This window comes from Streptococcus sp. ELY_86 (assembly GCF_058314495.1).
The window spans coordinates 154185-166717 of record NZ_JBZFUK010000004.1; the positions used below are offsets into that span (position 1 = coordinate 154185).

Consider the following 12533-nt stretch of genomic DNA (forward strand, 5'->3'; position numbering starts at 1 on the left):
GGTGATTAGGTGAGATTAGATAAGTATTTGAAAGTATCCCGTATTATCAAACGCCGCCCGGTAGCCAAGGAAGTTGCTGATAAAGGACGTATCAAAGTCAACGGCATTTTGGCTAAAAGTTCAACAGATTTAAAAATTAATGATACTATTGAAATACGCTTTGGCAACAAATTGCTGACAGTTCGTGTTTTAGAAATGAAAGACAGCACCAAAAAAGACGATGCTGCCAATATGTATGAAATCATAAGTGAGTCGAGGATTGAACCAGATGGAGAAGCCTAACATTGTTCAGCTTAATAATAAATACATTAATGATGAAAACAGCAAAAAGCGTTATGAAGAAGAAGAGATGAGGCGGCGCCATCGCTTCATCGGCTGGATACTGGTCTTTATCATTTTGCTGTTTATTTTACCGGCCTATAATCTTGTTGCCAGTTATATGAATTTACAGGAGAAAAAAGAGCAGATTGTTAAACTGCAAAAACAGCAAGAGCAGCTAAATGAAAGAACAGAGGCTGAACAAAAATTTGCCCGGCGTCTGAAAGATGACAGTTATGTTGAAAAATATGCACGCGCTAAATATTATTATTCCATCGATGGAGAAAATATTTACCCTGCACCAAGTTTATTACCGAAATAATGGAACATTTAATTGAAACAGTTGAAAAATTTTTAGCTTATTCTGATGACAAACTGGAAGAATTGGCTCACAAAAATCAGGCTTTAAAGGAAGAGCCGTCTAATAAGCCGAAGAATCAAAATAAAGTAGGAGGAGCAAAATGAAAAAACTATTAGCCGTCATGTTAATGTTTGTTTTTTCTGCTCCTATTTTGGCAATCAGTACGGAAAAAGAACCCGGAGAATTCTTTACCGGCATTCCGGAAAATCCTAATGTTTATCGTGCTGTTTCCAGTTATCCAAAAACTGATCTGACAGGAAAAGCTCAAAAGATTAAACCGAATTCTGCTTTGAAAATCAAAGCCCTGATTACAGAAAATGTCGAGACACCGGTCTTTAAGCTGTCAGACGGCCGCTTTATAAAGGCCAGTCAGGATAGTGTCTATGCCGATATTGTTCTTCGGCAGGATTATTTTTCCAAAAATTATTGGCTCAAAAAAAGCTTCACTATCTATCAAAGTCCTTATGTGACAGGCGTCAAAAAAGTCAAAACAAAACTTACAGGCTATCATAAAGTGCATGTTTCCAAAACAGCTGTCACCAGACATGGAATCTATTTAAAAGCTGACGGTCAAGGCTGGATTGATAAAAACGATTTAGAGCCCGAGGACAATCGTATGGAAAAAGTTCAGGCTCTGCTGAACCGCAAATATAATAAAGCTAATTATTCCATCTATGTTAAGCAGTTGGATACGCAAAAAACAGCCGGAATTAACGAAGACAAAGCAATGTACTCTGCCAGTGTGGCCAAGCTCCCTATTTTATATTTTGTTGAAAAACAAATTAAAGACGGGAAGGTAAAATTAACGGATAAGCTGACTTATACCAAACGAGTCAATGAATTTAAGGGAGCCTATAAGACAGAAGGCAGCGGTAAAATGCCTAAAAAAGCTGATAATAAGGCTTATACAGTAGATGCTTTATTAAAAGCGGTAACTCAGCATTCAGATAACGTTGCCAGCAATATTCTAGGTTATTATGTTGCCCATAAATATGACAGAGCTTACCAAGAAACGATTGAAAGAGCTGCTGAATCCCAGTGGAATATGGACAATCGAAAAGTGTCATCAAGAACAGCAGCAAATGTTATGGAAGCTCTTTACAATCAGCGCGGCTCAGCCTTAAATTACTTAAAAACAACTGAGTTTGACAGCAATCGTATTTCCCGTGATATTGCCGTTCCTGTCGCTCATAAAATCGGGGATGCTTATGACTATAAGCATGATGTAGCTGTTATTTATGCCGGTGAACCCTTTGTTTTATCTATTTTTACAGATAAAGCATCCTATAATAATATCTCAGCAATTGCTGATGATGTATATGGTATCTTAAAATGACCTACGACAAGATTTTCAAATACGTTCGTCAAAAAAAATTTTTTGACAGGCATGACAAAGTTTTAATAGCTGTATCAGGTGGAGTAGATTCTATGAATCTGCTGCACTTTTTGCATGCTTATCAAAAGCAGTTAAATATAGAAATAGCCATAGCACATGTGAATCATAAGCAGCGGCTGCAGTCTGATGAAGAGGAGGCCTATCTTAAAAATTGGGCTGAAAAAGAAGCCCTTCCTTTTTACAGCGACACTTATAAAGGAGAATTTTCTGAAAAAAAAGCGCGTGATTTTCGTTATGCGTTTTTTAAGCAGGTTATGCTTAGAGATGGCTATACAGGGCTTGTAACGGCTCATCATGCTGACGATCAGGCTGAAACGGTTTTCTTGCGTTTACTGAGAGGGTCGCGTCTGCGGTATTTAACTGGTATAAAGGAAGTTCAGCCTTTTGCCGGCGGTCAGCTGATTCGCCCTTTTTTAACCTTTTTTAAAAAAGATTTACCGGATATCTTTCATTTTGACGACAGTTCAAACAATGAAGACCGCTATTTAAGAAACAGAATCAGAAATACCTATATGCCGGCTTTAAAGCAGGAAAATCCTCAGCTGGCCCGGCATTTAATTGATTTGGGTGCAGAAACAGAGAAACTCTTTCAGGCTTTTAGTGATTTAAGTGAACATTTAGACCCTCAGGACTGTCAGGTTTTTCAAAAACAAAGTGAACCAGTTCAGTATTTTCTGCTGCAGGATTACCTCGAAAAATTTCCTGATTTAAATATAAGTAAGGCACAGTTTAACAACCTCCTGCATATCCTTAGAAGAAAGAGCAGCTATCATCATTATTTGAAAAATGGTTATTACTTAAAAAAAGATGCTAAAACCTTTGAAATTAACAAAATAGGTCTCAAGACGGATGGAGATGACGAGGAAAGAGTGCTAGAATATGGCGGTATGGTCAAATATGGTCAGTACACTTTTTCTTTTCAGAGAGAGTCAGGTTCTAAAGAAGGGATTCCTTTAAAGACCGACTCTCCTGTTGTAATCAGAAAACGCAAGCCAGGGGATAAAATTCAGCTGGGCTCTTATTCCAAAAAATTGCGGCGCCTGTTCATTGATGAGAAAATTCCTCGTGCCAAACGCTCGGAAGCAGTTGTTGCTGAGCAAGACGGCGAAATCATTTTTGTTCTTTTAGATGATGTTACTTATTTGAGAAAAGATTTTAAAGATGATATAATGAAAGGCAGACTGTATATTCAAAATAGAAACTGGTGAGAAATGCTCGAACAAGATATTAAAAAGGTCCTCTATTCTGAAGAGGAAATTATCGCTAAAACCAAAGAGTTAGGTGTTCAGTTAACCAAGGACTATGCAGGAAAAAATCCTCTTTTAGTCGGTGTTTTAAAAGGTTCTGTTCCTTTTATGGCTGAGTTAATGAAACATATTGATACTCAGGTTGAAATTGATTTCATGGTTGTATCAAGTTATTATGGCGGCACCACAAGCAGCGGTGAAGTTAAGATATTAAAAGATGTTGATACCAATATTGAAGGCCGTGATGTTGTCTTTATTGAAGATATTATCGATACCGGCCGTACTTTAAAATATTTGCGTGACATGTTCAAGTATCGCCAGGCAAACTCTGTTAAAATTGCAACATTGTTTGATAAGCCGGAAGGCCGTGTTGTTGACATTGATGCTGATTATGTCTGCTACGATGTTCCCAATGAATTTATCGTCGGTTTTGGTTTGGATTACGCTGAAAATTATCGTAATCTTCCTTACGTAGGAGTCTTGAAAGAAGAAGTTTATTCAAAATAAGAAAAAGGTTGTTAATTAATACATGAAAAATAATCGAAATAATGGATTTGTGAGAAACTCCTTTGTTTACATTATACTGATTTTGGCTATTGTAACTGGTTTTCAGTATTTTTTTAGAGGGACAGGCTCACAGAGTGAAAAAATCAGTTACACGACCCTTGTTAAGCATGTCAAATCAGGCGATATAAAGTCAATTACCTATCAGCCCAACGGCAGCATTCTCCAAGTAACAGGTGAGTATGAAAAAGCTAAAGAAATAAAAGCAAATAATGAGCTAGCCTTCTTTAACGGTGCTACTGCAAAAGTTAAGAAGTTTACATCCATTGTTCTGCCTAACAGTACTTCTATTGATAAAATTGAAAAATTAGCAGAAGGTCACGGAACAAAAATTTCTGTTAAACAAGAAAGCTCAAGCGGTGCTTGGATTTCTTTCCTGATAAGCTTCCTGCCAATTATCATTATGATTTTCTTCTTCACTATGATGATGAATCAAAGCGGGGGCGGCGCTCGCGGTGCCATGAGCTTTGGTAAGAACAAAGCTCGTTCATCTTCTAAGAGTGATGTCAAGGTGCGTTTTTCAGATGTCGCCGGAGCAGAGGAAGAAAAGCAAGAACTGATCGAAGTTGTTGATTTCTTAAAGGAACCAAAACGCTATAAAGCCTTGGGAGCCCGTATTCCGGCAGGTGTTCTTCTTGAAGGCCCTCCGGGAACCGGTAAAACTCTCCTTGCCAAAGCTGTTGCCGGTGAAGCCGGTGTTCCTTTCTTCAGTATTTCAGGTTCGGACTTTGTTGAAATGTTTGTCGGTGTCGGTGCTAGCCGTGTTCGCTCCCTCTTTGAGGATGCTAAAAAGGCTGAGCGTGCCATCATCTTTATTGATGAAATTGATGCTGTCGGACGTCGCCGCGGAGCTGGAATGGGCGGCGGAAACGATGAGCGTGAACAAACCCTCAACCAACTGCTGATTGAGATGGATGGTTTTGAAGGAAACGAAAACATTATCGTTATTGCTGCAACCAACCGCAGCGATGTTCTGGATCCCGCCCTTCTGCGTCCCGGACGTTTTGACCGCAAGGTTCTTGTCGGCCGGCCAGATGTTAAGGGCCGTGAAGCTATCCTTCGTGTTCATTCCAAAAACAAACCTCTGGCTAAGGATGTTGACCTAAAGGTTATTGCTCAGCAAACACCGGGATTTGTCGGCGCAGACTTAGAAAATGTTTTAAATGAAGCTGCTCTTGTTGCAGCACGCCGCAATAAGAAAACGATCGATGCCAGCGATATTGATGAAGCAGAAGATCGCGTTATTGCCGGTCCTTCTAAGAAGGATAAAACTATTTCTGAACATGAGCGACAGATGGTTGCTTACCATGAAGCCGGACATACGATTGTAGGACTGGTTTTATCAAATGCGCGTGTTGTGCATAAAGTTACAATTGTTCCGCGCGGCCGCGCCGGCGGCTACATGATTGCGCTGCCGAAGGAAGATCAAAATCTCCTATCTAAAGATGACTTGAAAGAACAGCTGGCTGGACTTATGGGAGGCCGTGTTGCTGAGGAAATTATCTTTAATGCCCAAACGACTGGTGCTTCCAACGACTTTGAGCAGGCAACACAATTAGCTCGTGCCATGGTAACAGAATATGGTATGAGTGAAAAACTCGGTCCTGTTCAATATGAAGGCAACCATTCAATGATGCCGGGTCAGTTTGCGCCTGAAAAGACCTATTCAGCTCAGACAGCCCTTCTTATTGATGAAGAAGTTCGTGATCTCCTTAATGACGCTCGCAATAAAGCAGCTGATATCATTAATGGCAATCGCGAAACACATAAATTGATTGCTGAAGCCTTGCTTAAGTACGAAACACTTGATGCAGCACAAATCAAGTCTATTTACGAAACAGGTAAGATTCCTGAGAAATCAGAAGATGATTCAGAAGAAGCTCATGCCCTTTCTTATGATGAAATCAAGGAAAAAATGACTGAAGATAAGGCTGATTAATATTTAAAAAATTCCTATTACTATTTAATAGGAATTTTTTTGTCCGTTTAAATTTACAAGGACCGCCTACTATGATAAACTAATATGGTTGTTAAAACGATTAGGAGAAATGATGACTATTTTCAGAAAGAAAAATACAAAGTTAGACAAGACAGAAATGAAGCGCCATCTCAAAGTAGTGGACTTGATTTTCCTTGGTTTAGGGTCAATGGTAGGAACAGGAATCTTTACGGTTACTGGTATTGGTGCTGCGAAATACGCAGGTCCGGCTTTGGTTATTTCAATTATTATTGCAGCAGTAGCGGTTGGCATTTCGGCTCTTTTTTATGCAGAATTCGCCTCAAGAATTCCGGCAAACGGAGGAGCATACAGTTATTTGTATGCTACTTTAGGGGAATTTCCTGCTTGGCTGGCCGGCTGGTATATCATCATGGAATTTCTGACTGCAGTATCCAGTGTTGCTTCTGGTTGGGGAAGTTACCTCAAAGGGTTGCTATTGAGCTATGAGATAAAGCTGCCGGCAGCTTTAAACGGTACTTTTAATCCCAGCAAGGGCAATTATATTGATTTACTGCCGGTTTTAGTAGTTCTTTTGGTTACGGGAATTGTTCTTTTGAATTCTAAAATTGCTCTGCGCTTTAACAGCAGTCTTGTTGTTATGAAGTTTTCAGCTTTGGCGCTCTTCATCATTGTAGGAATCTTTCACCTTAAACCTGAAAATTGGTCTAACTTTTCTCCCTTTGGCTTTGGTCAAATTTACGGCGGCCAGACAGGAATAATGGCCGGTGCTTCTCTGATGTTTTTTGCCTTTTTAGGATTTGAATCTATTTCAATGGCTGTCGATGAAGTCCATGAACCGCAAAAAACAATTCCTAAGGGCATCATAGTTTCCTTAACTATTGTAACTATTCTTTATGCCGGTGTTACTTTGGTACTGACAGGAATTGTTCACTATTCTAAATTAAATGTAGCGGATGCAGTTGCTTTTGCACTTCGCCAGACAGGTTTAAATTGGGCAGCTGACTACATCTCCATTATTGCTATTTTAACACTGATAACTGTTTGTATCTCAATGACCTATGCTTTGGCAAGAACGGTTTACAGCATCAGCCGTGATGGTCTGCTCCCTCAAAAACTCAGTGTTGTTACTAAACACAGTAAAGTTCCTAAGAATGCAACGCTTCTGGTCGGATTTGCTTCTATGATTTGTGCAGGAGTATTTCCTCTTTCCAGTATTGCAGAGTTTTTAAATATTTGTACACTCGCCTACCTTATTATGCTGGCAGTTGCTATCATTAAACTAAGAAAAGACCAAGGGGAGCCTAAGGATGGAGAGTTTAAAACACCTTTTATCCCCGTACTGCCGATTGTTTCGATAATTATATGCTTAGCGCTGATGAGCCAGTATATGACAATTACCTGGATTGCATTTGGTGTCAGCACAGTGATTGGTGTTTTGATTTACTTCACTTATGGCTATAAACATTCAACGATTTCAATGAATTAATAGGAAGACATTTTGGCGTTTTTCAAAAATGTCTTTCTTTTTTTCATAAATAATATTTAGTTGAAAAAAAGTAAGGAAAAGGAGTTGACAAAGGGGGGAAGAGCTGATAGAATATAGTAGTTGTCTCGTTAGGAGACAGCAGGTCAGAGCCCTTTGAAAACTGAACAAGACGAACCAAGTGCGGGTTACGGAAGACGTAACCTGTCAAGAACAATAAGTCAGCGATGACACAAAGTGAGTTAAGCGCTCAAACTTAAGAAGCAATGAGAGTTTGATCCTGGCTCAGGACGAACGCTGGCGGCGTGCCTAATACATGCAAGTGGAACGCACGATTGATACCGGAGCTTGCTCCACATTAATCGTGAGTCGCGAACGGGTGAGTAACGCGTAGGTAACCTGTCTTTTAGCGGGGGACAACTATTGGAAACGATAGCTAATACCGCATAAGAATGACTAACGCCTGTTAGAGATTTAAAAGATACAAAAGTATCACTAAGAGATGGACCTGCGTTGTATTAGCTAGTAGGTAGGGTAAAGGCCTACCTAGGCGACGATACATAGCCGACCTGAGAGGGTGAACGGCCACACTGGGACTGAGACACGGCCCAGACTCCTACGGGAGGCAGCAGTAGGGAATCTTCGGCAATGGGGGGAACCCTGACCGAGCAACGCCGCGTGAGTGAAGAAGGTTTTCGGATCGTAAAGCTCTGTTGTCAGAGACGAACGTATGTGAGAGTGGAAAGTTCACATAGTGACGGTAACTGACCAGAAAGGGACGGCTAACTACGTGCCAGCAGCCGCGGTAATACGTAGGTCCCGAGCGTTGTCCGGATTTATTGGGCGTAAAGCGAGCGCAGGCGGTTTTATAAGTCAGAAGTAAAAGGCAGTGGCTCAACCATTGTGTGCTTTTGAAACTGTAGGACTTGAGTGCAGAAGGGGAGAGTGGAATTCCATGTGTAGCGGTGAAATGCGTAGATATATGGAGGAACACCGGTGGCGAAAGCGGCTCTCTGGTCTGTGACTGACGCTGAGGCTCGAAAGCGTGGGTAGCGAACAGGATTAGATACCCTGGTAGTCCACGCCGTAAACGCTGAGTGCTAGGTGTTAGGCCCTTTCCGGGGCTTAGTGCCGGAGCTAACGCATTAAGCACTCCGCCTGGGGAGTACGACCGCAAGGTTGAAACTCAAAGGAATTGACGGGGGCCCGCACAAGCGGTGGAGCATGTGGTTTAATTCGAAGCAACGCGAAGAACCTTACCAGGTCTTGACATCCCGATGACCGCTCTAGAGATAGAGTTTTTCTTCGGAACATTGGAGACAGGTGGTGCATGGTTGTCGTCAGCTCGTGTCGTGAGATGTTGGGTTAAGTCCCGCAACGAGCGCAACCCTTATTGTTAGTTGCCATCATTGAGTTGGGCACTCTAGCGAGACTGCCGGTAATAAACCGGAGGAAGGTGGGGATGACGTCAAATCATCATGCCCCTTATGACCTGGGCTACACACGTGCTACAATGGTCGGTACAACGAGTCGCGAGCCGGTGACGGCAAGCTAATCTCTGAAAGCCGATCTCAGTTCGGATTGGAGGCTGCAACTCGCCTCCATGAAGTCGGAATCGCTAGTAATCGCGGATCAGCACGCCGCGGTGAATACGTTCCCGGGCCTTGTACACACCGCCCGTCACACCACGAGAGTTTGTAACACCCGAAGTCGGTGAGGTAACCTTTAAGGGGCCAGCCGCCTAAGGTGGGATGGATGATTGGGGTGAAGTCGTAACAAGGTAGCCGTATCGGAAGGTGCGGCTGGATCACCTCCTTTCTAAGGAAAAGTAAGTTATGAGAACGTTAAGAAATCCGTATGAACATAGGGGTCTGACAAGAAATCCTGATTTCTTAGGCAGGACATCTTTTTCACAAGGATTTTAGTCCGAATACAATTACAACGGAAGCACTTGGCTACGTCTTGTTTAGTTTTGAGAGGGAAGAGGGGCCTTAGCTCAGCTGGGAGAGCGCCTGCTTTGCACGCAGGAGGTCAGCGGTTCGATCCCGCTAGGCTCCATTGGGATACAAAACCTACTAAACTGAATAAAAGTGAAGTTGAACACGTGACTAACTTCTTAGGAAAATAGATAATCTTCCTCGTGTGCCAGGCACACAGCGTCAGATTCCTAATTTTCTACAGAAGTTTTCGCTAAAGCGAACCGTCACTTTGTATCCTAGAGATAGCTCATTGACAATTGAATAGCGCAACAAAAAAAGAAACCGAAACGCTGTAGATCATATTGAAAGAGTTTTTTAATAAGGTTAAGTTAATAAGGGCGCACGGTGGATGCCTAGGCACTAGGAGCCGACGAAGGACGTGACGAACAACGAAATGCTTTGGGGAGCTGTACGTAAGCTTTGATCCAGAGATGTCCGAATGGGGGAACCCGGCAGCTAGAGGCTGTCATCCATAACTGTTAAGGTTATGAGAAGGAAGACGCAGTGAACTGAAACATCTAAGTAGCTGCAGGAAGAGAAAGCAAAAGCGATTGCCTGAGTAGCGGCGAGCGAAAAGGCAGGAGGGCAAACCGGAGTGTTTACACTTCGGGGTTGTAGGACTGCAAGATGGTGTTAAGGACTATAGGAGAATGATCTGGGAAGGTCAGCCAAAGAGAGTAAAAGCCTCGTATTTGAAATAGTCAGTAACCCTAGCAGTATCCTGAGTACGGCGAGACACGTGGAATCTCGTCGGAAACTGGGAGGCCCATCTCCCAACCCTAAATACTCCCTAGTGACCGATAGTGAACCAGTACCGTGAGGGAAAGGTGAAAAGTACCCCGGAAGGGGAGTGAAAGAGAACCTGAAACCGTGTGCCTACAAGAAGTTCGAGCCCGTTAATGGGTGAGAGCGTGCCTTTTGTAGAATGAACCGGCGAGTTACGTTTTCGTGCGAGGTTAAGTTGAAGAGACGGAGCCGTAGGGAAACCGAGTCTGAATAGGGCGACTAAGTACGAGGACGTAGACCCGAAACCATGTGACCTACCCATGAGCAGGGTGAAGGTGCGGTAAAGCGCACTGGAGGCCCGAACCAGGGCACGTTGAAAAGTGCTTGGATGACTTGTGGGTAGCGGAGAAATTCCAAACGAACTTGGAGATAGCTGGTTCTCTCCGAAATAGCTTTAGGGCTAGCGTCGTCGCGAGGGACTCTTGGAGGTAGAGCACTGTTTGATTGAGGGGTCCATCCCGGATTACCAATATCAGATAAACTCCGAATGCCAAAGAGTCAGAGACGGCAGTCAGACTGCGAGTGCTAAGATCCGTAGTCGAAAGGGAAACAGCCCAGACCACCAGCTAAGGTCCCCAAATAATTGTTAAGTGGAAAAGGATGTGGGGTTGCACAGACAACTAGGATGTTAGCTTAGAAGCAGCTATTCATTCAAAGAGTGCGTAATAGCTCACTAGTCGAGTGACCCTGCGCCGAAAATGTACCGGGGCTAAAACAATTTACCGAAGCTGTGGATTACCTTTTAGGTAATGGTAGGAGAGCGTTCTATGTGCAGAGAAGGTGTACCGCAAGGAGCACTGGAGTGCATAGAAGTGAGAATGCCGGTATGAGTAGCGCAAGATGGGTGAGAATCCCATCCACCGTAAGACTAAGGATTCCAGGGGAAGGCTCGTCCGCCCTGGGTTAGTCGGGACCTAAGGAGAGACCGACAGGTGTATCCGATGGGCAACAGGTTGATATTCCTGTACTAGAGTATAGAGTGATGGAGGGACGCAGAAGGCTAGCTAAAGCGTGCGATTGGAAGAGCACGTCTAAGCAGTGAGGTGTGATGTGAGTCAAATGCTTGCATCTGTAACATTGAGCTGTGATAGGGAGCGAAGTTTAGTAGCGAAGTTAGCGATGTCACACTGCCAAGAAAAGCTTCTAGCGATAATGTATACTCTACCCGTACCGCAAACCGACACAGGTAGTCGAGGCGAGTAGCCTCAGGTGATCGAGAGAACTCTCGTTAAGGAACTCGGCAAAATGGCCCCGTAACTTCGGGAGAAGGGGCGCTGACAGAAGGTCAGCCGCAGTGAAAAGGCCCAAGCAACTGTTTATCAAAAACACAGCTCTCTGCAAAATCGTAAGATGAGGTATAGGGGGTGACGCCTGCCCGGTGCTGGAAGGTTAAGAGGAGTGCTTAGACGCAAGTCGAAGGTATGAATTGAAGCCCCAGTAAACGGCGGCCGTAACTATAACGGTCCTAAGGTAGCGAAATTCCTTGTCGGGTAAGTTCCGACCCGCACGAAAGGCGTAATGATTTGGGCACTGTCTCAACGAGAGACTCGGTGAAATTTTAGTACCTGTGAAGATGCAGGTTACCCGCGACAGGACGGAAAGACCCCATGGAGCTTTACTGCAGTTTGATATTGCGTATCTGTAACACATGTACAGGATAGGTAGGAGCCAAGGAAGAGTGAACGCCAGTTTACTTGGAGGCGCTGTTGGGATACTACCCTTGTGTTATGGCTACTCTAACCCGCTAGGTTAAACATCTAGGGAGACAGTGTCAGACGGGCAGTTTGACTGGGGCGGTCGCCTCCTAAAGCGTAACGGAGGCGCCCAAAGGTTCCCTCAGATTGGTTGGAAATCAATCGCAGAGTGTAAAGGTAAAAGGGAGCTTGACTGCGAGAGTAACAACTCGAGCAGGGACGAAAGTCGGGCTTAGTGATCCGGTGGTTCCGTATGGAAGGGCCATCGCTCAACGGATAAAAGCTACCCTGGGGATAACAGGCTTATCTCCCCCAAGAGTTCACATCGACGGGGAGGTTTGGCACCTCGATGTCGGCTCGTCGCATCCTGGGGCTGTAGTCGGTCCCAAGGGTTGGGCTGTTCGCCCATTAAAGCGGCACGCGAGCTGGGTTCAGAACGTCGTGAGACAGTTCGGTCCCTATCCGTCGCGGGCGAAGGAAATTTGAGAGGATCTGCTCCTAGTACGAGAGGACCAGAGTGGACTTACCGCTGGTGTACCAGTTGTTCTGCCAAGAGCATCGCTGGGTAGCTATGTAGGGAAGGGATAAACGCTGAAAGCATCTAAGTGTGAAGCCCCCCTCAAGATGAGATTTCCCATAACGTTAAGTTAGTAAGAGCCCTGAGAGAAGAACAGGTAGATAGGTTGGGAGTGGACGTATGGTGACATATGAAGCGGACCAATACTAATCGCTCGAGGACTTATCC

Annotated in this window: 8 protein-coding genes, 1 tRNA gene and 2 rRNA genes; all 11 read left to right on the forward strand. The window is 43.8% G+C overall.

The features are described from left to right. The first annotated feature begins 9 nt into the window (after positions 1-9). Positions 10-282 carry an RNA-binding S4 domain-containing protein gene (locus tag AC4HAN_RS07420; RefSeq protein ID WP_491091940.1) on the forward strand — a complete coding sequence of 91 codons (273 nt, stop codon included), beginning with the start codon at positions 10-12 and terminating at the stop codon, positions 280-282. Then, a complete protein-coding gene (locus tag AC4HAN_RS07425; RefSeq protein ID WP_491091941.1) occupies positions 269-640 on the forward strand; it encodes an FtsB family cell division protein in 372 nt (123 codons plus the stop codon). The genes AC4HAN_RS07420 and AC4HAN_RS07425 overlap by 14 nt, the downstream gene beginning before the upstream one ends. Beyond that, on the forward strand, positions 640-783 hold the full coding sequence (locus AC4HAN_RS07430; RefSeq protein ID WP_491091942.1) for an SP_0009 family protein: 144 nt from the start codon (positions 640-642) through the stop codon (positions 781-783). The genes AC4HAN_RS07425 and AC4HAN_RS07430 overlap by 1 nt, the downstream gene beginning before the upstream one ends. Next, a complete protein-coding gene (locus AC4HAN_RS07435) occupies positions 780-2015 on the forward strand; it encodes a serine hydrolase (protein ID WP_491091943.1) in 1236 nt (411 codons plus the stop codon). The genes AC4HAN_RS07430 and AC4HAN_RS07435 overlap by 4 nt, the downstream gene beginning before the upstream one ends. Further along, positions 2012-3283 carry a tRNA lysidine(34) synthetase TilS gene (tilS, locus tag AC4HAN_RS07440; protein WP_491091944.1) on the forward strand — a complete coding sequence of 424 codons (1272 nt, stop codon included), beginning with the start codon at positions 2012-2014 and terminating at the stop codon, positions 3281-3283. The genes AC4HAN_RS07435 and tilS overlap by 4 nt, the downstream gene beginning before the upstream one ends. Positions 3284-3286: 3 nt before the next feature. Continuing rightward, positions 3287-3829, forward strand: coding sequence for a hypoxanthine phosphoribosyltransferase (gene hpt, locus AC4HAN_RS07445; protein ID WP_491091945.1), 543 nt, complete (start codon positions 3287-3289; stop codon positions 3827-3829). Positions 3830-3851: 22 nt separating this feature from the next. Beyond that, entirely contained in the window at positions 3852-5825 is a 1974-nt protein-coding gene (gene ftsH / locus AC4HAN_RS07450; RefSeq protein WP_491091946.1) for an ATP-dependent zinc metalloprotease FtsH, read from the forward strand. A 109-nt stretch (positions 5826-5934) separates the two neighbouring features. Continuing rightward, positions 5935-7332, forward strand: coding sequence for an amino acid permease (locus AC4HAN_RS07455; RefSeq protein WP_491091954.1), 1398 nt, complete (start codon positions 5935-5937; stop codon positions 7330-7332). A gap of 259 nt (positions 7333-7591) precedes the next feature. Beyond that, positions 7592-9147 (forward strand): 16S ribosomal RNA (locus AC4HAN_RS07460). A gap of 167 nt (positions 9148-9314) precedes the next feature. Then, positions 9315-9387, forward strand: a tRNA-Ala gene (locus tag AC4HAN_RS07465). 243 nt (positions 9388-9630) lie between these two features. Continuing rightward, positions 9631-12533 (forward strand): 23S ribosomal RNA (locus tag AC4HAN_RS07470); the annotation flags it as partial.